This window comes from Pseudomonas sp. MTM4 (assembly GCF_019355055.1).
GTDB lineage: Bacteria > Pseudomonadota > Gammaproteobacteria > Pseudomonadales > Pseudomonadaceae > Stutzerimonas.
In genome coordinates this window covers 2,365,495-2,388,191 of record NZ_CP048411.1, presented here as the reverse complement: position 1 = coordinate 2,388,191, position 22,697 = coordinate 2,365,495, and the positions used below count along the sequence as shown (strand labels likewise).

Genomic DNA, 22,697 nt, shown 5'->3' with positions numbered 1-22,697 from the left:
CATAGGCCGGGCTTGATGCAGCTTCAGCTGTACTGGATCAGTACAGGCGAACGCTGCGGCGCTGTTCGCGCTGCACTTTCTTGGCGTGACGCTTGACTGCGGCAGCAGCTTTACGCTTGCGCTCGGCAGTGGGCTTCTCGTAGAACTCACGGCTGCGGACTTCGGCCAGCACGCCGGCTTTTTCGCAAGAACGCTTGAAGCGACGCAGAGCTACGTCGAATGGTTCGTTCTCTTTAACTTTAACGTTGGGCATCCAGGACGTACCTTCACTTGTTTACCGGTTACAACGCGCTTCGGCAAATGTTCGCGAGCACGCTGGTTTTAAGGGTTGCGGATGTTAACGCCTTGTCACGGGGAATGCAAAGCCCGCTGAGCGAAAAGCGCTGGTCGGTCGAAGGTCGCGGCGATTAATATGCGCGGCTTCATTCGCTTCTCTGAAGGTTGTGCCCATGCTGGTGCTGGGGCTGGAAACATCATGCGACGAGACCGGCGTCGCGCTGTACGACAGCGAGCACGGCCTGCTGGCCGATGCCCTGTTCAGCCAGATCGACCTGCATCGCGTCTATGGCGGCGTGGTGCCGGAGCTGGCCTCGCGCGATCATGTAAAGCGCATGCTACCGCTGATTCGTCAGGTGCTCGAAGAAGCTGGGCGCGATTCAAGCCAGATCGATGCGGTTGCCTACACCGCGGGCCCCGGTCTCGTCGGGGCGTTGCTGGTCGGCGCGTCCTGTGCCCAGGCGATGGCCTTTGCCTGGGGCATTCCGGCAGTCGGCGTGCATCATATGGAAGGGCATCTGTTGGCGCCAATGCTCGAAGAGCATCCGCCGGCGTTCCCCTTCGTCGCGTTGCTGGTATCCGGTGGCCATACGCAGCTGGTTCGTGTCGACGGTATCGGCCGTTATGAACTGCTTGGCGAGTCGGTGGACGATGCCGCTGGCGAGGCCTTCGACAAAACGGCCAAGCTCATGGGTCTACGCTATCCGGGTGGTCCGGAAATCGCTGCGCTTGCCGAACGCGGGACGCCAGGCCGATTCACCTTCCCGCGGCCGATGACTGATCGGCCTGGGCTGGATTTCAGCTTCAGCGGCCTCAAAACCTCCACACTCACGACCTGGCAGCACTGCCGTAACGCTGGCGACGACGGCGAGCAGACTCGTTGCGATATTGCGCTGGCCTTTCAGCAGGCCGTCGTCGAGACGCTGACCATTAAATGCCAACGTGCCTTGAAGCAGACGGGCCTTAATAGTCTGGTGATAGCTGGCGGCGTGAGTGCCAATCTGGCGCTGCGTAAGAGTCTTGAAGCCATGCTCGGTGAGTTGAACGGGCAGGTGTTCTACGCGCGGCCACGTTTCTGTACCGATAACGGCGCTATGATCGCGTACGCCGGTTGTCAGCGATTACTGGCTGGTCAGCAGGATGGCCCGGACATCTCAGTTCAGGCGCGATGGCCAATGGAAACGCTGTCAGCGGTATGACGCAGCAAACCGTCTAGAAATGCCGCTCCGTGCCTGCGAACAGGTCGCGCAAATTGATCCGGTGACGCCAGACGATAAGCGCGGCCAGTATAGTCATGGGCCAGAGCGCGCCAGGCTGTTGCCAGGCCAGAAAGGGCAGGCAGAGCGGTAATGCCGCAAGTGCGGCCAGTGAGCTGGTGCGAGTCGCTTTGAGCACCACCAGCCAGATGATCAGCGCGAGCAGTGCGGTCGGTGGGTGAAGTCCGAGCAGGGCGCCAGCGGCGGTAGCCACGCCCTTGCCGCCATGAAAGCGGAAGTACAGTGGATACAGATGACCCAGCACCGCTGCGAGCGCAATCCAGGCTTGTTGCTGGATGGATAGGCCCAACGCTGCAGCGAGCAACACCGGCAGCAGGCCCTTGAGCAGATCGCCGATCAAGGTTGAGATCGCCAGGCGCCTCCCGGCAAGCCGCAGCATATTGGTGGCGCCGGGGTTGCCGGAACCGCCAGCACGCGGGTCGGGGGCACCCGCCAGGCGACTAAGTAGAATGGCGAATGATAGCGAGCCGGTCAGATAGGCGAGCAGTGTCAGTTGCCAGAACATGACATCCATCCGGGGCAGGGAGCTCCTGAGTCTAACGGCGCGTACAGGAATTGTCGTGCGGTGGGAGAGAGTTGCGTGGATACAGTTTTCATCGAGGGGCTGGAAGTGGACACGCTGATCGGCGCCTACGATTGGGAGCGCGGCATTCGGCAGTGCTTGCGTCTGGATCTGACGCTCGGCTGGGACATTCGCCCTGCCGCGGAGAATGACGAGCTGGACAAGGCGCTGGATTACGCCGAAGTGACTGCTGCTATCGATCGCTTCGCACAGGCTTCTCGCTTCGAGCTGGTCGAAACCTTCGCCGAGCGGCTGGCTGCCAGTCTGATGAGCCAGTTCGGTATTCCCTGGTTGAGACTGCGGGTCACCAAACCGGGCGTCAATACTCGCGCGTCGGCGCTGGGCGTGGAGATCGAACGCGGATGCCGCTGACTCGCGTACTGCTCGGGCTGGGCAGCAACAACAGACGTGAACAGAACCTGACCGCTGGTCTCGACGCGCTGGAGCAGCTGCTTGGCGACATGCACTGTTCGCCTGTTTTCGAAAGCGTCGCGGTGGGTTACAAGGGCGACAATTTCTACAACCTGGTCGTTTCCGGAATCACCGAGTTGCCGCTGATGGAGCTGGATCGTCGGCTCAAGTTCATCGAGGCGGACAATGGCCGCTACGCGCCGGATCGTAAAGGCCTGCCGCTGGATATCGATGTATTGGTGTTTGGCGATTTGGTGGGCAATTTTCACGGGCTGGAACTGCCGCGCCCGGAAACTCTGAAGAATGCCTTCGTGCTCTGGCCGTTGGCATTGCTGGCGCCGGATGTTCAGCATCCGGTCGCGGGGTGCAGGTTTGCCGAGCTTTGGCGGGATTCGGCGATCGATCAAAAGCTCTGGCCTGTTGCTTTTCAATGGAAAGGGGTGGAGCTGACGCCGCTCACCCTGCTGCACGCCTGCGCGACTTCCTGACTGTCAGCCACCGAAACTTACGCCGCTGATCGATCGTGCCGTCTGGCGTTGGAACATGATTCAGTCGGGATGGTGCTTGCGGCAATACTGCCGAACCGCTTTCAAGCGTTCGAGTTTGAGTGCTTCGCCCAGCTCCGCGCCTTTGTAGCCCCGCTCGATCAACGGCTTCACCTGTACAGCCCGGGCGGACTCAGCGGCACCTCGCAAATAATCGGCTTGGGGATAGCCCCCAGTCGCGAAGTCCGCACGGGCCCGCGCGTCCATTTCACAGGTGGCGAGGAACAGATCGAAGCGCTCCGGGCGGCGGTAGATGTCGAAGTGTTGTAGCAGTTCGAACAGCATGAGCGCCGATAGCGTCATCGCGCCATGACTAAAACCGAGAAACTCACCCGCCAACATGGCCAGCTCTTGGCAATCTCGCGGCACCTTGTAACGGCTGTTGACGGCTTCGATCTGCCGCAATTCCCGTTTGCAGGGCTTCGACGCCGAGCCATCCGGCGCAGCCGGCTTTCCCAGATGCTGTAGCAAACAGGCCCAGCGCACCGGCAGCGGTTGCTGCTCAATCGCGCACTGGCGCATTACCCGGAGCAGATGTTCGCTGGCGGTAGCCTGAGTGTCCGGTTGCGGCTCGTTGAACAGCTGCTCGATCTCCGGAAAAAGCTCCTTCAGCGCGCCGCATTCATGCAGCACTTGCACGAACACGTCAGGGCGAGGCTCCATCAAGGCGCGCGAAATCTCTTTCCAGCTACGCTCCGGCGTCAACGCTTGGAGTTCACCCGATTCGGCAAGCTGGCGCATCAATGCTTGCGTTTCGGTGGCAACGCTGAAGCCGAGATCGGCATAGCGCGCTGCAAAGCGGGCCACACGTAGCACCCTCAACGGGTCTTCGGCAAAAGCAGAAGATACATGCCGGAGTTGACGCGCCGCCAGATCCGACTGGCCGCCGTAGGGGTCGATCAGCTGGCCCTGCTCATCCTCGGCCATGGCGTTGATGGTCAGGTCCCGGCGGGTCAGGTCTTCTTCCAGCGTGACGTCGGGGCTCGCATAAAAGGTGAAACCGCCGTAGCCCCGGCCGCTCTTGCGCTCGGTGCGGGCCAGCGCATATTCCTCGCCGGTAGCCGGATGAAGGAAAACCGGGAAGTCCGCGCCCACCGGGCGAAAGCCCTTGGCCTGCATTTCCTCGGCGCTGGAGCCGACCACCACCCAATCCACCTCGGTTACCGGACGCCCCAGTAAACGATCACGCACCGCACCACCGACTTTGTAGATCTGCATGTAGTCCTCCTTTGAGCGGAGGATAAAGGATAACGGCGGTGAGGCCGGAAAAAGCGCTGGAGGCCGGATTCAAGCTTGTCCAGCCTCCACGGCCTTGCGGTCAGTTCATGCCAGGAAACCTGCTGTCGGCCTCCGGTTCGACCCGGGGTGGCATGTGGTGCGTGGTGACGAGCTTGTCGTCCTGCATCGAGTGCAAGTGAACATCGAAGCCCCAGAGCCGATGCAGGTGTTTGAGTATCTCGTCGGTTGAGCCACCCAGCGGTTTGCGGTCGTGTTGCTGATGGCGCAGGGTCAGTGAGCGATCGCCGCGACGATCGACGCTCCACACCTGCACGTTAGGCTCGCGATTGCCGAGGTTGTATTGTGCGGCCAGCAATTCGCGAATGGTGTGATAGCCGCTTTCGTCATGGATGGCCGGGACCAGTAGCTCGTCTTTCTGATCGTCGTCGAGGATGCTGAACAACTTGAGATCGCGGATCACCTTCGGCGAGAGAAATTGTAGGATGAAGCTCTCGTCCTTGAAGTTGTTCATGGCGAACTTCACCGTGGTCAGCCAGTCGCTGCCGGCAATATCCGGGAACCAGCGCTTGTCTTCCTCTGTGGGGTTCTCACAGATCCGGCGGATGTCCTGATACATGGCGAACCCAAGCGTGTAGGGGTTGATGCCGCTGTAATACGGACTGTCGAAGCCGGGTTGATAGATCACGCTGGTGTGCGACTGCAGAAACTCCATCATGAAACCGTCGGTCACCAGGCCCTCGTCGTAGAGGTCGTTAAGCAAGGTGTAGTGCCAGAAGGTCGCCCAGCCTTCGTTCATCACCTGAGTCTGGCGCTGCGGATAGAAGTACTGCGCGATCTTGCGCACGATACGAACCACCTCGCGCTGCCAGGGCTCCAGCAGAGGCGCGTGCTTCTCGATGAAATAAAGAATGTTCTCCTGCGGTTCGGCCGGGAAACGCTGGTCACGTTGGCGCTCGTCGTCCTTCTCGCCGAATTTGGGAATGGTCCGCCAGAGGTCGTTGATCTGCTTTTGCAGATGCTCTTCGCGGTCCTTCTGGCGACGCCGTTCCTCTTCGGCGGAGATGGGGTAGGGGCGCTTGTAACGGTCGACGCCGTAATTCATCAGGGCATGGCAGGAATCGAGCAAATCTTCCACTGCGTCGATGCCATGGCGTTCCTCGCATTGGGTGATGTACTGCTTGGCGAACACGAGGTAGTCGATGATCGAGCTGGCATCGGTCCAGGTGCGGAACAGGTAATTGCCCTTGAAAAAGCTGTTGTGACCGTAGCTGGCGTGGGCGATCACCAAGGCCTGCATGGTGATGGTGTTTTCTTCCATCAGATAGGCGATGCAGGGGTCGGAGTTGATCACGATCTCGTAGGCCAGCCCCATCTGGCCGCGCGTGTAAGATTTTTCCGTGCTGAGGAAATGCTTGCCGTAGGACCAGTGGTGGTAGCCCAGTGGCATGCCCACCGACGCGTAGGCGTCCATCATCTGCTCGGCGGTGATGACTTCGATCTGGTTCGGGTAGGTATCCAGCGCATAGCGCTCGGCGATACGTCCAATCTCGCGGTCGTAGGTACGGATCAGGTCGAAGGTCCATTCCGAGCCGGTGGATATGGGCTGTCGTTTCATGCTGCGTACCTCAGCTAGCCATGCGCCGCTGGAAGAGTTCGCGGAACACCGGATAGATGTCGCCTGCGGTCACCAGTTGCTGTTGGGCGAACGAGTCGCCGAAGGCTTCGGCCACCTGGTTGTACTCGTACCACAGCGCCTGATGTTCGCGTGGCGTGATCTCGACGTAGGTGAAGTATTGGACGAACGGCATGATCTGGTTGATCAGGATGTCCCGGCAAATCGGTGAATCATCATTCCAGTTGTCGCCGTCAGAAGCCTGCGCCGCATAGATGTTCCATTCGTTGGCCGGGTAACGCTCGGCCATGATCTCCTGCATCATTTTCAACGCGCTGGAGACGATGGTGCCGCCGGTTTCCCGCGAATAGAAGAACTCCTCTTCATCAACCTCCTTGGCGCTGGTGTGATGGCGGATGAACACCACATCGATCTTGTCGTAGTTTCGCTTTAGGAACAGGTACAAGAGGATGAAGAAGCGCTTGGCGATGTCTTTGGTCGCCTGGGTCATGGAGCCGGAAACGTCCATCAGGCAGAACATCACGGCTTTGGAGCTAGGGTTGGGATGCTTGACCAGCAGGTTGTACTTGAGGTCGAAGGTGTCGAGGAAGGGCACGCGATGGATGCGCGCGCTGAGTCGCTCGATCTCCTCTTCGGCGGCCTGGATATCGGTGAAGTTGGCAGGCTCCTCTAGCTTCAATCGAGCCAGCTCGGCTTTTACGTCACGCAATTTTGCGCGGCTGCTGCCGGACAGGGCGATGCGACGCGCATGCGCCGAGCGCAGCGTGCGGACGATGTTGATGCGTGACGGGTTGCCCTCGTTGCTGATGCCGGCGCGCACCGTCTTGAAGGTGTCGGTCCCGGTCAGGTGACGCTTGACCAGATTGGGTAGTTCGAGGTCCTCAAACATGAAGTCGAGAAACTCTTCCTGAGTGATCTGAAAAACGAAGTCGTCCATGCCTTCGCCGTTATTGCTGGCCTTGCCTGCGCCCTGGCCCCCGCCACCGCCCTGCGGTCGAGGAATGCGCTCACCAGCAATGAACTCCTTGTTGCCCGGATGCACGATGGTCTGCCGACCACCGCGTCCGTGATGCAGGATCGGCTCGTCGATATCGCGACCGGGAATGCTGATTTGTTCGCCGTGCTCCATATCGGTGATGGAACGGCGTCCCACAGCCTCCTCGACAGCTTTCTTGATATGCCCACGGTATCGCTGCAGGAATCGCTGGCGGTTTACCGTGCTCTTGTTCTTGCCGTTCAGGCGACGGTCGATCACGTAGCTCATACGAGCCCTCCGGGTCGAGCTGGAAGTCGTAAGCCCGAAGCTGGAAGTGCTGCTTCGACTTCCAGCTTCAAGCTCTCAGCTGCTTTACTGTGATTTCCGTACCCGCAGATACCATTCCGAAAGCAGGCGAACCTGTTTTTCCGTGTAGCCGCGCTCGACCATACGCACGACGAAGTCGTTGTGCTTCTTCTGATCTTCCTTGCTGGCCTTGGCGTTGAAGCTGATGACTGGTAGCAGGTCCTCGGTGTTGGAGAACATTTTCTTCTCGATCACCACGCGCAGCTTCTCGTAGCTGAGCCAGCTCGGATTCTTGCCGTTGTTGTTGGCCCGAGCGCGCAAGACGAAGTTGACGATCTCGTTGCGGAAATCCTTCGGGTTGCTGATGCCGGCGGGTTTCTCGATCTTCTCCAGCTCTTCGTTCAGCGCCATGCGATTGAGGATTTCGCCGGTTTCCGGATCGCGATATTCCTGATCCTGAATCCAGAAGTCTGCGTAGAGCACGTAGCGGTCGAAGATGTTCTGGCCGTACTCGCTGTACGATTCGAGATAGGCGGTCTGGATTTCCTTGCCGATGAAGTCGACGTAGCGCGGCGCCAGATACTCCTTGATGAAGCGCAAGTAACGCTCGCGCACCTCGGCCGGGAACTGCTCCTGCTCGATCTGCTGCTCCAGCACATAGAGCAGGTGCACCGGGTTGGCGGCGATTTCGTGCGGATCGAAGTTGAACACCTTGGACAAGATCTTGAAGGCGAAGCGAGTCGAGAGGCCATTCATGCCTTCGTCGACCCCAGCGGTGTCACGGTATTCCTGGATCGACTTAGCCTTTGGATCGGTGTCTTTCAGGTTCTCGCCGTCATAGACGCGCATCTTCGAGTAGATGTTGGAGTTTTCCGGCTCTTTCAGGCGGCTCAACACGGAGAACTGCGCCAGCATCTTCAGCGTATCAGGGGCGCAGTGGGCCTTGGACAGCGAGCTGTTGAACAGGAGTTTGTCGTAAATCTTGATCTCATCAGTAACCCGCAGGCAGTACGGCACCTTGACGATGTAGATGCGGTCGATGAAGGCTTCGTTGTTCTTGTTGTTGCGGAAGGTGTGCCACTCCGACTCGTTGGAGTGGGCCAGCAGGATGCCGTTGTAGGGAATCGCGCCGAGGCCTTCGGTGCTGTTGTAGTTGCCTTCCTGTGTCGCGGTCAGCAGCGGGTGCAGCACCTTGATCGGTGCCTTGAACATCTCGACGAATTCCATCATGCCCTGGTTGGCGCGGCAGAGCGCGCCGGAGTAGCTGTAGGCATCCGCGTCGTTCTGTGGAAATTCTTCGAGCTTGCGGATATCCACTTTACCGACCAGAGCTGAAATGTCCTGGTTGTTCTCATCGCCTGGTTCGGTCTTGGCAATGGCGATCTGATTGAGGATAGAGGGGTACAGCTTGACCACCCGGAACTGGCTAATGTCGCCGCCGAATTCCTGCAGGCGCTTGGTGGCCCAGGGCGACATGATTGAGTTCAGATAGCGGCGTGGGATGCCATAGTCTTCTTCGAGGATCTGCGCGTCCTCGGCCGGGTTGAACAAGCCAAGCGGCGACTCGAAAACCGGCGAGCCCTTGATAGCGTAGAAGGGCACCTTTTCCATCAGCTGCTTGAGCTTTTCGGCGAGCGACGATTTGCCGCCGCCCACCGGGCCGAGCAGGTAAAGGATCTGCTTCTTCTCCTCAAGCCCCTGCGCGGCATGGCGGAAGTAGGAGACGATCTGATCGATGCAGTCTTCCATGCCATGAAAATCTTCGAAGGCGGGGTAGCGGCGGATCACCTTGTTGGAAAAAATCCGTGAAAGGCGTGAGTCGGTCGAGGTGTCGATCAGCTCGGGTTCACCGATTGCCATCAATAGGCGTTCGGCTGCAGTGGCGTAGGTGCCCCGGTCTTCCTTGCACAGATCGAGGTACTCCTGAAGCGAATACTCTTCCTGGCGGGTTGCTTCGAATCGTTGCTGGAAATGGCTGAAAATGCTCATGACTTCACCTCGGACGATGCTCGGAGCCGGTGTTGTCATCAGGCATTCAGGTGCGGCCGACTGATCGGCCTGTGGAGTTCCCCCGAACACCTAATGGTTAAAACCTGAGGCCCGGTAGCCGGTAAATGGCTTCCACCTGTTTGGATGGCCTTAACTGAAGGATAGTTCGGATTCAGCAAATTCAAGGGAGGAGAAGGGCAATAACCGCTGCGTTTCGTCGGACGATCAGCGCAAGGCCGCGTGATACGCGGCGTGACAGCGAGATATTTTTTACAGCGGATCGCCTTGTTCGACCTCCTGAGGGAATGTCTGCCGCCACAGCTCGAAGCCGCCATCGAGGCTATAGACGTCGGAAAAGCCCTGGTTGACGAGGTAGGCCGCAGCACTCTGACTGGAGTGGCCGTGGTAGCAAGTGACGATGAGCGGGTGATCCAAGTCCGCCGCCGCAATGAAGTCGGGCAGGGATTGATTGTCGAGATGTGTCGAGCCGGTGATATGTCCGTTGGCGTAGCTGTGTGGATCGCGAATATCGACGAACACGCCGCCCTCGCTGCGCAGCGTCTGGGCTTGCTCGGGAGAGATGCGTTTGAAGTCGGTCATGGTTTTGCCTCGCAGTCGCAGTGGTGCAGTTCGTTGCTGTCGACGTTCATCAGGGTCATGGTGTTGCCCCATACGCAGCCGGTATCCAACGCATAGACGTTGGGCTCGTCGCAGTGGCCCTCCAGCGCCGCCCAATGGCCGAAGATAATCTTGCAGCCGCGGGTCTTGCGGTTGGAGTGGCTGAACCAAGGTTCGAAGCCCGGCGGTGCCGAATCCAGTCCGTCCTTGGCCTGCAGCTCCAGCGTGCCGTCGGCTTTGCAGAACCGCATGCGGGTGAAGTAGTTGGTGATCAGGCGCAGCCGCGGCACGCCTTGCAACTCTTTGTTCCACTTGGCCGGCTGGTTGCCATACATGCCGTCGAGAAAGGGCGGCAGCAGGGCGTCGTCACGCAGTGCCTGCTCCACTTCCGCTGCGCGCCGAAGCGCCTTGGCCAGCGTCCATTGGGGTGGTATGCCGGCGTGGACCATGGTCGTCTCTCGTTCGGCGTCGTGATGGATCAATTTCTGCTGGCGCAGCCAGTGGATCAGGTCCGCTCGATCAGGTGCGTCGAGGATGGGTTTGAGCGTATCGGATCTTTTCAGCCGCTCGATATTGTGCGCAACGGCTACCAGATGCAGATCGTGGTTGCCCAGCACCGTAACGCCCGAGGTGCCCAAGTCGCGCACGAAACGCAGCGCCTCGAGCGACTGTGGACCACGGTTGACCAAATCTCCGGCGAGCCACAGGCAATCGCGTGAGGGGCTAAAATCGACCCGCTGCAGCAGGCATTGAAGAGGTTCGAGGCAACCTTGCAGGTCGCCGACAGCATAGGTAGTCAATGCAGAGCTCCGGGTACGGCCAGCCGGAAAGGCGCGATCGCGGCTTCGAAGCGGTGTCCATCTTCGGCCAGCATCTGATAGCTGCCCTGCATCGTGCCGACACGGGACGTCATCAGCGTGCCGCTGGTATAGACGTGACGTTGGCCCGGCGCGATCAGCGGCTGCTCGCCGACCACTCCGGCGCCGCGTACCTCCTGCACTTGTCCATCTCCATCTGTGATGATCCAGTGGCGAGACAGTAGTTGCGCAGTCAGCTGGCCCTTGTTTTCGATCGTTACCCTGTAGGCAAAGGCATAACGGTTTTGTTCCGGCTGCGATTGGTCGGCCAGGTAGGTCGGGCTGACACTGACGTCGAACCAGTAGCGGAGGTCTTCGGACATGGGGACTCCTGCGGGTGGGCTTCGCCTTCAGGCGCGAGTGCAGCTACGGGCGGAAAGTTGATCTGACAATCTGACGAACGCGGCCAGATCCAACTGTTCCGGGCGCAAGCTGCCGTCGACATCGGCTGCGGCGATTTCGTCCGCGTCGAGCAGACCTTTGAGCGTGTTGCGCAGCGTCTTGCGGCGCTGATTGAAAGCCTGACGGACGACGATTTCCAACTGGCGATGGTCGCGCGCCGGATGCGGCAGCACCTCGTGCGGGACCAGGCGCACGATGGCCGACTCGACCTTGGGTGCCGGATTGAAGGCGCCTGGCCCCACATTGAACAGATGCTCCACGCGGCAGTGATACTGCACCATGATCGACAGGCGCCCCCAGTCTCCGCCGCCTGGCTGCGCGGCGAGCCGCTCGACCACTTCCTTCTGCAGCATGAAATGCATGTCACGGATCAGCCCGGCGTGGTCGAGCAGATGGAAGATCAGTGGCGTGGAAATGTTGTACGGCAGGTTGCCGACGATGCGCAGGCTGCTGGGCTCTTGGCTCAATTGAGCGAAGTCGAACTTCAGCGCATCGCCTTGGTTGAGCGCGAAGTTGTCTCGGTCGGCGAATTTTTGTTGAAGGATGGGAATCAGGTCCAGATCGAGCTCAACCACGTCCAGCTGCGCACCGCTGTCCAGCAGGCCCTCGGTCAGGGCGCCTTGGCCCGGTCCGATCTCGACGATTCGCTCGCCAGGCTTGGCATGGATGGAGCGTAGGATGCGATGAATCACGCCAGCGTCATGGAGGAAATTCTGGCCGAAACGCTTGCGCGCGCGGTGTTGGTAGTCGGACATCGAAAGCTCCAGGGAGCAGCTTGAAGCGGAAGCTTGAAGCTGGAAGCGGATAAGGCGCGCATTTTAGCAGGCTGTAAGAGCGGAGAGACGATAACGGCGCTGGAGGCTGGAAAGGGACGCGGGGCGATTCAGGGGCGTCTGCGCGAACATTCCGAACAGTCTTTAGCCCTCAACGAGCAGAGTGGGCTTTTACATTCGCCAAATACTGCTCGGTAGAGTGGAAACGCGTGTTCCGTGCTGTGAAGCCAGGACACAGGCCGCGAGACAAGTTAAAGACAAATGCCACACTAAGTAGCTTCCAGCTTCCAGCTTCCAGCTTCCAGCTTCCAGCTTCCAGCTTCCAGCTTCCAGCTCAGCTCTGGCCGGCCATCTGATAGGCCGTTTCCAGCGCTACCTGCAGGCTACCGGTATCGATTCGCCCTGTGCCCGCGAGGTCCAATGCGGTGCCATGGTCGACCGACGTGCGCACGATCGGTAGGCCCAGGGTCACGTTGACGGCTGCGCCGAAGCCTTTGTACTTGAGTACCGGCAAACCTTGGTCGTGGTACATCGCCAGCACCGCATCGCAGGTGTCGAGGTGCTTGGGTGTGAACAGGGTGTCGGCCGGCAGCGGGCCGATTAGATTCAGGCCTTCGCCGCGCAAGCGCTGCAGGGTCGGTTCGATGATTTCGATTTCCTCGCGGCCCAGATGCCCGCTCTCGCCAGCATGAGGGTTGAGCCCGCAGACCAGAATACGCGGCTGCGCAATGCCGAACTTGCCGACCAGATCGGCATGCAGGATGCGGGCGACACGTTCCAGCCGCTCTGAGGTAATCGCCGCCGCGACATCCTTGAGCGGCAGATGCGTGGTGACCAGCGCTACACGCAGGCCTCGAGTCGCGAGCATCATCACCACTTGCTCGGTGCTGGTCAGCTCGGCGAGGAATTCGGTGTGACCAGAGAAAGGAATCCCCGCTTCGTTGATCACACCCTTGTGCACCGGCGCGGTGATCATGCCTGCGAAGATCCCATCGATGCAGCCCTGCCCTGCCCGCGTCAGTGTGTCCAGTACGTAGCGGCCGTTGTGCGGGTTCAGCTGACCCGCAGCTACTGGCGCCTGAAGCGGCGTATCCCAGACATATAGACTGGTGGGCAGTGCCGGTGCGGTTGGCCAGGCCCCCGGGCCGACATCGAGAAGGTCGATGACCAGGCCCAACTGTTCGGCGCGCTCGGCCAGCAGCGCACGGCTGGCGATGGCTACCAGCGCACGGGGTTGAGCTTCGCGAGCCAGCAGCAGGCAAAGATCTGGACCGATGCCGGCCGGCTCTCCGGGTGTCAGGGCGAAGGGAAGGGACATAGGGCCTCCAGCGGGTAGGGCGGCAAGCGAAGGGCAGCTACAAGCTGCAAGCGACGAGTACAGCAGGAGCCAAAGGCTAAAAGACGACAAACGCGCAGAGACCGAGCGAAAAGGCCCGCGCTGACGTGGAGCGGATGCAGCTTGTCGAGCGGAGCTGGAATCGTAGGGCGGGTTACACCCGCCCTACGATTCTTGGTAGATCGCATGACCCACTGCACATCGAGAGCAGCGGTGAGCTTCAGGCTAGAAGCAGCAAGCTGAAGCCAGTCACCACGCTAATTTCCCGCTTAGAGCTTGATTTCCACATAGGCTTCGTCGCGTATCTGACGCAGCCAAGCTTGCAGTTCTTCTTCGTATTTGCGGTTGCGCAGCAGGTTGAGCGCCTGTTGCTCGCGAAACTCTTCGCTGGCGTCCGTCGCGCGGCGACCGAGGACTTCCAGGATGTGCCAGCCGTACGGGGTCTTGAAGGCTTCGGACAGCTGGCCGCTCGGGGTGTTGGCCATCACTTCGCGGAATTCCGGTACTAGCGAACTCGGGTCGATCCAGTTCAGGTCGCCTCCGTTGAGCGCAGAGCCCGGGTCTTCGGAAAAATTCTTCGCCAGTTCAGAGAAACTCTCGCCCGCGAGAATACGCTCGCGCAGGCGCTCGATGAGGCGTCGGCTTTCTTCTTCGCTACGTATCTGGCTGGGCTTGATCAGGATATGGCGGACATGAATCTCGTCGCGAACCTGAGTATCTCCGCCGCGCTTGTCGAGCACCTTGAGCATGATGAAGCCCGGCGGGGTACGCACCGGCTGGGTGAAGTCACCGACCTCCATGGTGCTGACTTCGGTGTCGAACGGTGGCGGCAGCTGAGCGGCTTTACGCCAGCCCATGTCGCCGCCTTCCAGCGCGTTTTCACTGGCTGAGCGCGACACCGCCAGTCTGGCGAAATCTGCGCCCTGTTGAAGTTGTTGATAGGTATCCATCGCCATTTCTTCGGCCGCCTGGATCGTGGCCGAATCAGCCGATTCGGGAACCGGAATCAGGATGTTGGCCAGTCGGTACTCTTCGGAAAGCTGCAGTTTGCCGAGGTCGGAGGCCAGAAAGTTTTCGACTTCCTGATTGGATATCTGAATGCGTTCGGCGATACGGCGCTGGCGCACGCGACTGATGACCATCTCGCGGCGAATCTGCTCGCGAGCGGTCTCCAGGCTCAAACCATCTCGCTCCAGGGCCGCGCGGAACTGGTCCAGGGTCATGTTGTTGCGCTGGGCAATGGTCCCCATGGCCTGGTTGAGTTCTTCATCGGAGATGCGGATGCCCGAACGATCGCCGATCTGCAACTGGAGGTTTTCGGTGATCAGGCGTTCCAGCACCTGTTGCTGCATGACGTCCTGCGGTGGCATTTCGGCGCCGCGCTTCTCGATGGTCTGCTCGACTTCGCGAAGACGCTGGTCCAACTGGCTCTGCATAATAACGTCGTTGTCGACGATGGCGACGATACGGTCAAGCGGGCGCACCTCGGCCGAGGCAGTCGTGGCGATAGTCGCGCAGCCCAGTAAGAGGGTGCCCGCCACCAGCGGGCGCAGGTAATCAGAAAGCTTGGTCTTCACGTTCACGGTAGCCTTGTATGCCTTCGTCGAGGAATGTCTCGGTGGAGCTGCCGAACACGCCGCCGAGTCCCTTGAGGACGATTTGCAGGAAGATGCCATTGTCTGGCTCGTCGTTCTGCGATGGGTTGAGACTGGTTTCGTCGTAATCGATCCAGTAACGGTTGATCAGGCGCAGCTTCCAGCAGCAGCTGTCGTACTCGAAGCCGCCGAAGGCCTCCAACGTACGATTGCGGCTGTAGTCGTGCTGCCAGCGCGCGATCACGCTCCACTGCGGCGCGACTGGCCAGATGGTGGAGAAGTCGTGCTGGTTGATCTTGTAGTAGTCCTTGATGTATTCGGGCGAGCCCGGCGCGCCGTAATCGCCGCCATAGGACCACTGACCGGTCGCCTGATCGAAGCGGATGGTATCGTTGCGATAGCGGTACCCGATATTGACGATTTTTCGCGGATTGTCCGCTGGTTGGTAGTGAAACATGGCGCTGCCGGAGCGCGTCCGGCTTGCGTCCGGGTCCCAGTTGAAGGTGGAGGTGAAGCGCCAATCGCGGTTGTAGCGGTACATGTACTCCAGTGCATAGGGAGATACATCTGACTGGGTATCAGGGCGATCCGCGGCTGTCATTCCAGGTAGCTGCACTTCGCGATCACGGAAGTAGAAAGCCTGGCCGATACTAAAGCGCTGCCGCTCCAGCCCGTTCGGTTCGATCCAGCGATTGGTCACGCCGAGGGATATCTGATTAGCGTCGCCGATACGATCCTTGCCGGAGAAGCGGTTTTCGCGCCACAGCGACGAATAACTAAAGGTGCTCTCGCCGGTATCGAATATTGGAATGGCGTCCTGATCTTCTTCTGGTACGTAGAGATAGAACAGTCGGGGTTCAAGGCTCTGACGGTAATCCTTGCCAAACCATTGAGTGTCGCGATCGAAATAAAGGCCGCTGTCGACGCTGAAGATCGGCACGCTGCGATCCGGTGAGTCGTTGAAGTCGCTCACTTGGCCGCGCCCGGTATTGTCCAGCGTCAGGTCATATTTTGTGTATGCGTACTTTAATGAGGGTTTGATGAAGCCCCAGCTCCAATTGAGCGGCAAGCTGACACCTGGCTCCAGGTGCAGACGCTCACCTTCGGCGCGGGTAAGACCGCTCAGACGATCGTCATACCAACGCTCGTCGATACCGTCTTCGTTCTGAAAGAATCCGTCACGCAGACTCCGCTGGAAGCTGACGAACTCGGTGTTATAGGCAAAACGCAGACCGCCCGGCTGGAACGGCAGGGCGCCATTGAGCGTCAGCTGCGGTAGCCGCTCGTACGGCGTGATATCAACGACGGTAGCGCGTTCGTAAGCATGCACGTTCAGCCGCGCCGTATAACTGTCGCCGCGCCAGGTCAGGGTGCCGCGCTGATCAAGATGATCCGGCTGGCTGATGCCCAATTGGGTATCCAGATCCTGGAAGTAATAAGGATCGCTGATGTCCGTGTAGTCGACTTCAGCCAGCAGACGTGAGTCCAAACCGGTCCGGTGCTGCCAGCTGTACATCCAGCGCTGGTCTTCGTATTCGGATTGCAGCTCGCGGTCGTCGTTGCTGTCGTTCAGATAGGCTGCGCCGAACTGGCCTTCGCTGCTGCGAGTCAGGTAGCGGAACTCGCCTTCCATCAGCAGGCCGCGATCGGACATGTAGTTGGGGTAGAGCGTGGCGTCGAAGTTCGGCGCCAGGTTGAAATAGTACGGCGTGACCAACGAAAGCCCGCTATCGCTCGAGGAGCTGATGCTGGGCGCAAGAAAGCCGGACTGGCGACGGTCATCGATCGGGAAATGGATATAGGGCGTGTAGAACACCGGAATGTCCTTGACCCGCAGCGTCACGTTGGTCGCCGAGCCGAAGCCGGTGGCGGGGTTCAACGTGACGTTATTGCCCCTCAGGTGCCAGCTGTTTTCGCCTGGTTCGCAACTGGTATACGTCCCGTCCTTGAGGCGGATGATGGCGTCGTCTGTGCGTTTGGCGTACAGCGCGCTGCCGCGGATCCTGCCTTCATGGACTACGTATTCGGCGTTTTCGACCTGGGCTTCGCCGGTGTCGAGGAATATCTCAGCGCGATCTCCGACCATCAGGGCACCCTGATCACGCAGGCGAACATTGCCTTTCAGCTCGCCGCGGTTTTCCAGCTGATAGAGGCTGGCTTCATCGGCTTCGGCCTGGATGCTGCCTTGGCGCAATACCACGTCACCGGCCAGTGTCGCGATTTCTTGTTGCTGTTCGTAGCGCGTGGCTTTCGCCGAAACATAGGTCGGCGCCTCGCTCATCGGCGTGTCGTCGAAACGGCCGGGGCGGCTCGGCTCAACGTAGGTGCCGGCGCAATAGGGGCCCGTTTCTGCGAGCTGGGCATCGGTCAGCTGATCACGCGGTACCCAGTCCAGGTGGCTGTAATCGGCACTGCGCGAGGCGAGTGCACGACCTTTGCTCTCGGTGACCAGCTTGGTGGTGGCTGCCTGGCGCTCGGCCTTGCTGGTGCGAGGCTGTGCGGCGCTCGTGTCGCTGGCCGCGCTGCCACGATGTACGGGGCGCGGTGGCAGATCGGGGCTGACGGCATCAGATGCGCAACTCCAGCTGCCATTGGGGCCGGGCTGACAGGCAAACTGTTCGGCTGCGATAACAAGTGGAGTCGCTACAGGTTGCAATGCGAGCAAGCCGCCAGTAACCAGTAGGGGGAATTTTTTACGAAAAGCGGGATATTTGACTGCCATCTTGTTTTTTGGTCCGTGCTTACGGCGAGCCATCGGCCGGGCTGGGCCGCACGCCTCTCGATGGGCTGAAAAAGATGCTGGATAATAAAGCATGACCCGCCTATCGGCTAGCGCCGTGGAGAGCACTGATATGCCGCAACAAGATCAACGCCTGCAGGACCTGAAGGCATGGCTACAGCCTCGATTGACCGAGCTTTTCGCCTGTCGTGGCTGGGGTGACGTACCCGAGGCGTCACTGGTTCCTGCCAGCAGCGATGCCAGTTTCCGTCGCTACTTTCGCTGGGAGGCGCCGGGGCGCAGCTTTATCGTGATGGATGCCCCGCCGCCGCAGGAGAACTGTCGGCCGTTTGTTGAGGTCGCCGCACTGTTGGCCAGTGCAGGCGTCAACGTGCCCGAGATTCTGGCGCAGGATCTGGACCGGGGCTTCCTACTGTTGAGCGATCTGGGCCGCCAGACGTACCTCGACGTCATCGACGAAGCCAATGCCGATGAACTGTTCGCCGACGCGATGCGAGCGCTGCTCGCCTTTCAGACATTACCGATACAGACGCCACTGCCGAGCTATGACGAGGCGCTGCTGCGCCGCGAATTGCAGCTGTTCCCAGAATGGTATGTGCAGCGTCACCTGGGCCATTGTTTCAGTGCAGACGAGTTAGACATTTGGGAGCGCACCTGCCGGTTACTGATCGACTCGGCACTGGAGCAACCGCGCGTGTTGGTGCACCGCGATTATATGCCACGCAACCTGATGCTCAGCGAACCGAACCCTGGCGTGCTGGATTTTCAGGATGCGGTCGTCGGCCCGGTGACCTATGACATCACCTCGCTGTTCAAGGATGCCTTCCTCAGTTGGCCCGAGGCGCGTGTGCAAGGCTGGCTGCAGGGTTATTGGGAAGCTGCGAAGGCGGCTGGCGTCCCGGTTCAGGCGAATTTCGAGGCGTTTCAGCGTGCCAGTGATCTGATGGGTCTACAGCGACATTTAAAGGTTATCGGCATCTTCGCGCGGATCTGTCACCGTGATGGCAAGCCACGCTACCTGGCCGACGTGCCGCGTTTTTTCGCTTATATAGATACGGTCGTGGCTCGCCGGCCTGAGCTGGCAGAGCTGAACGCATTGCTTCAAGGCCTACCGTTAGCGCAGGTGCAGCCATGAAAGCGATGATTCTCGCGGCCGGCAAGGGCGAGCGCTTGCGCCCGCTGACGCTGCATACACCCAAGCCGTTGGTGCGAGCGGGTGGCACGCCGTTGATCGAATATCACATCCGTGCGCTGGCCGGGGCGGGCTTCTCCGAGCTGGTGATCAATCACGCCTGGCTCGGCGAGCAGATCGAAGCGTACCTGGGCGCTGGCGAACGGTTTGGCATTTCCATCCGCTATTCGGCCGAAGGCGAGCCGCTGGAAACAGGCGGCGGTATATATCGTGCGCTGCCGCTGCTGGGTGATCAGCCATTTGCCGTAGTCAACGGCGATATATGGACCGACTACGATTTCGCTGCGTTGGCGTTGCCGCCGGGACGGCTCGCGCACCTGGTGCTGGTGGATAACCCGACGCATCATCCGGCAGGCGACTTTGCGCTTGTTGAGGGGAACATCATGGAAGGCGATGCTTCGTCAGCCAATCTCACCTATAGCGGTATCGCCGTGCTGCACCCACGGTTGTTCGCAGGTTGCACTGCCGGCTCGTTCAAGCTGGCGCCGCTGCTGCGTCGGGCGATAGCGGCTGGACAGGTCAGCGGTGAGCGTCATGTCGGCCGCTGGGTCGATGTCGGCACCCATGAGCGTCTGGCTGAAGTCGAGCGAATCCTGGAGGCGCGACGCTGAATGTTCTGGCCCATTACGCTGCTGGGGGCGCTGATCGGTTGGCTGATCGCGAGCATACCGGGGGCTCTGCTTGGTGCGCTGCTCGGGCAGGTGCTTGATCGCCAGTTCGGGTTGAATTCCTGGGCCAGGCTGCGCGATCGCATGATTGGCAACAAGATGCTGTTGCAAGGCGACGACTTGCTGTTTTTCCTCCTCGGACGCCTGGCCAAGAGCGGTGGCCGGATCAGTGAGGCGCACATCCAGGCCGCGCGCCGGGAGATGCAGCGACTACAGCTGGCCCCCGCGGCCCAACGCTCTGCTATCGATGCGTTCTACCGGGGCAAGTCCAGCGGCGACGGATTGCGCGAACCGCTGCAGCGCCTGCAGGGGCGGCATGACGCGGCCAAGGCGGTGCTTCAGGCCTGCTGGCGGATGGCGCGCGCGCAAGGACAGATCGATGCACGCGAGCATGAACTGATCATGCTTTGGGGCAAATGGATGGGCTGGGATTCGGCGTCAATTGCGGCGCTGGACCCCAATGGCGGTCGGCGCCAGGGCGCGCCAAGCAACCTGGGCGGTGCTTACGAGCAGGCCATGCGGCTGCTTGGCGTGCGCGCCGACAGCGAGCCTCAGGCGATCAAGCGTGCTTATCGTCGATTGCTCAGCAAGCATCACCCGGACAAGCAGGCCGGAGCCGGAGCCTCCACACAGCAGGTTCGCGAAGCGACCGAGCGAACCCGTGAACTGCACAACGCCTACACCCTGATCCGCGAGCGTCGAGGTTTCCGTTAGCGCCAATTCACGGCTGCTTGTCCAGCCAGCCGCGAACCCGCCGCAACAGCTGCTCCTGCTCGGCTTCGGGATCGCCGGTCAGTGGCTGCAATTCCACCTGCACATAGGCCGGATGGCTGTTTCGACGGCTTGCATTGAGCCGCTCGCGGGCTGCGGAGCGCTGGCTGGCGCTGTTCCTGTAATAGATGTCGCCGGTCGCCAGCTTGAGCGTCGCCAGCAGTTGCGCAAGCGGCTCGTCCTGTCCGTCGGGTTGGCGCGGCTGGATCATCAACAGATGCCGGACGTCGGCTGGCGCCAGTTGTCGAAGGTGGCGCGCGGCCCAGTAACCACCGGTGCCCTGACCGAGCAGCACGATGGCCGCTGATTGCTTGCTGCGGGCGAAGGCGAGTGCTGCCTCGATGCGCTCGGCGATCTGCTCGGCCTGGCTTGGTTGCGCAATGGCTGGTTCGACGGGTTCATTCGCTTCGGCATCGATCGGCGGTTCATCCGGCGTGGCTGCGGTTTCCTCGGGTAAGTAACCGGCCTCGCTGGGTGGTTCGTCTTCTGCGGGCTGTTCCGCGTCCGTTTCGGCTTGTTCGGTAGATGGCTCCTCCGGTTCTTCCGGGGCAGTGGTCGGGAGGGAGCCGGGCGAATCCGGCAGGCTGAGACTCAGGGTATGCCAGCCGTAATCGGGCAGGCCGCGGCGCAGCGGGCCGATGCCGCGCGGCCAATCGGCACTTTCGCCCTCTCCTGGCAGCAGAATGATCACCCCTTTGGCTTCGCCGACATTGGCGGGTCGCCACAGTGCGACGAAATCATCGGAGCCTGCCTTCAGGCTGACGAACTCGGCGCTTGGCAGCTGGCGCAGCAGGTCGGCGGCCATGGTGTCGCTGCGCGAAGGCAAGGGCGGGCGCTCAATCGTTGCTGGTGCAGGTGCCGTTTCTTGCGTGGCTGGCTCATCCGCGGCGCTGACCGACAGTACAGTCGTGGCCGCTGACAGGAGAGCAAGCAAACGCAGTGAATCGCGAAAACGAGGCATTGAAACTCCTGATGTCGACTTGCCGGGGCTGTGGTGGAGCTGCGGTGTAGTCCGCTGTTGCGCACAGCTGTCAGTCTAACGGAAGGCAGACTGAAAATTGGTCGTGCAAAATAATGCACGGCGTTCTACTGTAATCCGAACGCCTGAAGGCTCGACAGTCGATCATCGTATGCTGCCGCGCTCATTTCCCCGCGTTCATTCCGACCCGAGCCGACGATGAGCGGCTACTGAGGAGCTTATGAGCAAGACCAACGAATCCCTGATGCAACGCCGTGTCGCCGCCGTTCCCCGTGGCGTCGGTCAGATTCATCCGATCTTCGCCGACCATGCGAAAAACAGCAGCGTGGTCGATGTCGAAGGTCGCGAATTCATCGATTTCGCCGGCGGCATTGCTGTGCTGAATACTGGCCACCTGCACCCTAAGATCATCAAAGCGGTGGAGCAGCAGCTCCACAAATTGACCCATACCTGTTTCCAGGTGCTCGCGTACGAGCCCTACGTAGAGCTGTGCGAAAAGATCAACGCACGGGTGCCGGGCGATTTCGCCAAGAAGACCCTGCTGGTCACCACCGGCTCCGAGGCGGTGGAGAACGCGGTGAAGATCGCCCGCGCCGCCACTGGACGCGCCGGGGTGATCGCCTTTACCGGCGCCTATCACGGCCGCACCATGATGACCCTCGGCCTGACCGGCAAGGTCGCGCCGTACTCGGCGGGCATGGGGCTGATGCCGGGTGGGATCTTCCGCGCGCTGTATCCCTGTTCGATCCATGGTGTCGGCGTCGACGAATCGATCGCCAGCATCGAGCGCATCTTCAAGAACGACGCCGAGCCGCGCGACATCGCTGCGATCATTATCGAACCGGTGCAGGGCGAGGGCGGTTTCAATGTTGCGCCGAAGGACTTCATGATCCGCCTGCGCGCGCTGTGCGATCAGCACGGCATCCTGCTGATCGCCGATGAGGTGCAGACTGGTGCCGGCCGTACCGGCACCTTCTTCGCCATGGAGCAGCTGGGTGTGGCTGCGGACCTCACCACGTTCGCCAAGTCCGTCGGCGGTGGGTTCCCGATTGCCGGCGTTTGCGGTAAGGCTGAAATCATGGACGCCATCGCCCCAGGTGGCTTGGGCGGCACCTACGCGGGTAACCCCCTTTCTTGCGCGGCGGCGCTGGCGGTGATGGAAATCTTCGACGAAGAGAAGCTGCTCGACCGCTGCAAAACGGTGGCAGACAAACTCACAGGCGGCCTGGAGGCGATCCAGGCGCGGCACAAGGAAATCGGTGAAGTACGCGGGCTGGGCGCAATGGTCGCCATCGAACTGTTCGAGGACGGCGATCATGTGCGCCCCGCAGCTGCACTGACCGCACAAGTCGTCGCGCGAGCGCGAGAAAAGGGCCTGATCCTGCTTTCCTGTGGCACCTACTACAACGTGCTGCGCGTGCTGGTGCCGCTGACAGTCGAGGACGAGGTGCTCGAACGCGGCTTGGCGATCATCGGGGAATGCTTCGACGAGCTGACCTGAGCCACTCTGCGGCGCGCCGGCACCCGCAATGGCTGTCAGGCGCGCCGCAAT

Annotated in this window: 21 protein-coding genes; 7 read left to right on the top strand and 14 right to left on the bottom strand. The window is 60.6% G+C overall.

Annotated features, from left to right (window positions below; all coding sequences use genetic code 11):
• Positions 1 to 37: 37 nt before the first annotated feature.
• Positions 38 to 253 (bottom strand): 30S ribosomal protein S21, encoded by a 216-nt coding sequence (gene rpsU / locus GYM54_RS10995; protein WP_003283508.1) that lies wholly within the window; start codon positions 251 to 253, stop codon positions 38 to 40.
• A 196-nt stretch (positions 254 to 449) separates the two neighbouring features.
• On the opposite strand from rpsU, the gene tsaD reads away from it, so the two are divergent.
• On the top strand, positions 450 to 1,475 hold the full coding sequence (gene tsaD / locus GYM54_RS10990) for a tRNA (adenosine(37)-N6)-threonylcarbamoyltransferase complex transferase subunit TsaD (RefSeq protein ID WP_181104519.1): 1,026 nt from the start codon (positions 450 to 452) through the stop codon (positions 1,473 to 1,475).
• Between the two features lie 13 nt (positions 1,476 to 1,488).
• Here the strand turns inward: tsaD and plsY are convergent, their stop codons facing one another.
• On the bottom strand, positions 1,489 to 2,058 hold the full coding sequence (plsY, locus tag GYM54_RS10985) for a glycerol-3-phosphate 1-O-acyltransferase PlsY (protein WP_131651822.1): 570 nt from the start codon (positions 2,056 to 2,058) through the stop codon (positions 1,489 to 1,491).
• Positions 2,059 to 2,133: 75 nt separating this feature from the next.
• Between plsY and folB the strand changes: the two genes are divergently transcribed.
• Both folB and folK read left to right on the top strand, forming a co-directional pair.
• On the top strand, positions 2,134 to 2,487 hold the full coding sequence (gene folB, locus GYM54_RS10980) for a dihydroneopterin aldolase (protein ID WP_181104517.1): 354 nt from the start codon (positions 2,134 to 2,136) through the stop codon (positions 2,485 to 2,487).
• The gene (gene folK / locus GYM54_RS10975; RefSeq protein WP_197445207.1) at positions 2,478 to 3,014 is read left to right on the top strand and encodes a 2-amino-4-hydroxy-6-hydroxymethyldihydropteridine diphosphokinase; all 537 of its coding nucleotides are present in this window, start codon (positions 2,478 to 2,480) and stop codon (positions 3,012 to 3,014) included. Before folB ends, folK begins: the two co-directional genes overlap by 10 nt.
• 60 nt (positions 3,015 to 3,074) lie before the next feature.
• Here folK and GYM54_RS10970 read toward each other — a convergent pair whose 3' ends face one another.
• The 11 genes from GYM54_RS10970 to GYM54_RS10920 all read right to left on the bottom strand — a co-directional run bounded on the left by GYM54_RS10970 (position 3,075) and on the right by GYM54_RS10920 (position 17,517).
• A complete protein-coding gene (locus GYM54_RS10970; protein WP_197445206.1) occupies positions 3,075 to 4,289 on the bottom strand; it encodes a multifunctional CCA addition/repair protein in 1,215 nt (404 codons plus the stop codon).
• A gap of 100 nt (positions 4,290 to 4,389) precedes the next feature.
• Positions 4,390 to 5,925: a SpoVR family protein gene (locus GYM54_RS10965; protein WP_131651826.1), complete on the bottom strand. Its 1,536-nt coding sequence runs from the start codon at positions 5,923 to 5,925 to the stop codon at positions 4,390 to 4,392.
• 10 nt (positions 5,926 to 5,935) lie between these two features.
• The gene (locus GYM54_RS10960) at positions 5,936 to 7,207 is read right to left on the bottom strand and encodes a YeaH/YhbH family protein (RefSeq protein ID WP_181104504.1); all 1,272 of its coding nucleotides are present in this window, start codon (positions 7,205 to 7,207) and stop codon (positions 5,936 to 5,938) included.
• An 84-nt stretch (positions 7,208 to 7,291) separates the two neighbouring features.
• Entirely contained in the window at positions 7,292 to 9,214 is a 1,923-nt protein-coding gene (locus GYM54_RS10955; protein ID WP_131651828.1) for a PrkA family serine protein kinase, read from the bottom strand.
• Between the two features lie 270 nt (positions 9,215 to 9,484).
• The gene (glpE, locus tag GYM54_RS10950) at positions 9,485 to 9,814 is read right to left on the bottom strand and encodes a thiosulfate sulfurtransferase GlpE (RefSeq protein WP_181104502.1); all 330 of its coding nucleotides are present in this window, start codon (positions 9,812 to 9,814) and stop codon (positions 9,485 to 9,487) included.
• On the bottom strand, positions 9,811 to 10,632 hold the full coding sequence (locus GYM54_RS10945; RefSeq protein ID WP_181104495.1) for a symmetrical bis(5'-nucleosyl)-tetraphosphatase: 822 nt from the start codon (positions 10,630 to 10,632) through the stop codon (positions 9,811 to 9,813). Before GYM54_RS10945 ends, glpE begins: the two co-directional genes overlap by 4 nt.
• Positions 10,629 to 11,012 carry a Co2+/Mg2+ efflux protein ApaG gene (apaG, locus tag GYM54_RS10940; protein ID WP_181104492.1) on the bottom strand — a complete coding sequence of 128 codons (384 nt, stop codon included), beginning with the start codon at positions 11,010 to 11,012 and terminating at the stop codon, positions 10,629 to 10,631. The genes GYM54_RS10945 and apaG overlap by 4 nt, the downstream gene beginning before the upstream one ends.
• A gap of 27 nt (positions 11,013 to 11,039) precedes the next feature.
• Positions 11,040 to 11,846: a 16S rRNA (adenine(1518)-N(6)/adenine(1519)-N(6))-dimethyltransferase RsmA gene (rsmA, locus tag GYM54_RS10935; protein ID WP_181104482.1), complete on the bottom strand. Its 807-nt coding sequence runs from the start codon at positions 11,844 to 11,846 to the stop codon at positions 11,040 to 11,042.
• A 352-nt stretch (positions 11,847 to 12,198) separates the two neighbouring features.
• Positions 12,199 to 13,182, bottom strand: coding sequence for a 4-hydroxythreonine-4-phosphate dehydrogenase PdxA (gene pdxA / locus GYM54_RS10930; protein WP_181104479.1), 984 nt, complete (start codon positions 13,180 to 13,182; stop codon positions 12,199 to 12,201).
• 287 nt (positions 13,183 to 13,469) lie between these two features.
• Positions 13,470 to 14,777, bottom strand: a complete 1,308-nt coding sequence (locus tag GYM54_RS10925; RefSeq protein WP_181104477.1) for a peptidylprolyl isomerase — start codon at positions 14,775 to 14,777, stop codon at positions 13,470 to 13,472.
• Positions 14,758 to 17,517, bottom strand: coding sequence for an LPS-assembly protein LptD (locus tag GYM54_RS10920; RefSeq protein ID WP_181104475.1), 2,760 nt, complete (start codon positions 17,515 to 17,517; stop codon positions 14,758 to 14,760). The genes GYM54_RS10925 and GYM54_RS10920 overlap by 20 nt, the downstream gene beginning before the upstream one ends.
• A gap of 130 nt (positions 17,518 to 17,647) precedes the next feature.
• Here GYM54_RS10920 and GYM54_RS10915 point away from each other — a divergent pair, with 130 nt between their 5' ends.
• From GYM54_RS10915 to GYM54_RS10905, 3 genes are read left to right on the top strand one after another with little or no spacing between them, the layout of a single operon-like run.
• A complete protein-coding gene (locus tag GYM54_RS10915) occupies positions 17,648 to 18,670 on the top strand; it encodes an aminoglycoside phosphotransferase family protein (RefSeq protein ID WP_181104792.1) in 1,023 nt (340 codons plus the stop codon).
• On the top strand, positions 18,667 to 19,338 hold the full coding sequence (gene murU, locus GYM54_RS10910; protein WP_181104472.1) for an N-acetylmuramate alpha-1-phosphate uridylyltransferase MurU: 672 nt from the start codon (positions 18,667 to 18,669) through the stop codon (positions 19,336 to 19,338). The genes GYM54_RS10915 and murU overlap by 4 nt, the downstream gene beginning before the upstream one ends.
• Positions 19,339 to 20,109 carry a DnaJ domain-containing protein gene (locus GYM54_RS10905; protein WP_181104470.1) on the top strand — a complete coding sequence of 257 codons (771 nt, stop codon included), beginning with the start codon at positions 19,339 to 19,341 and terminating at the stop codon, positions 20,107 to 20,109.
• 7 nt (positions 20,110 to 20,116) lie between these two features.
• Here GYM54_RS10905 and GYM54_RS10900 read toward each other — a convergent pair whose 3' ends face one another.
• Entirely contained in the window at positions 20,117 to 21,127 is a 1,011-nt protein-coding gene (locus tag GYM54_RS10900) for an alpha/beta hydrolase family protein (RefSeq protein WP_181104468.1), read from the bottom strand.
• 238 nt (positions 21,128 to 21,365) lie between these two features.
• Between GYM54_RS10900 and gabT the strand changes: the two genes are divergently transcribed.
• Positions 21,366 to 22,646 carry a 4-aminobutyrate--2-oxoglutarate transaminase gene (gene gabT, locus GYM54_RS10895; protein ID WP_181104467.1) on the top strand — a complete coding sequence of 427 codons (1,281 nt, stop codon included), beginning with the start codon at positions 21,366 to 21,368 and terminating at the stop codon, positions 22,644 to 22,646.
• Positions 22,647 to 22,697: the final 51 nt, after the last annotated feature.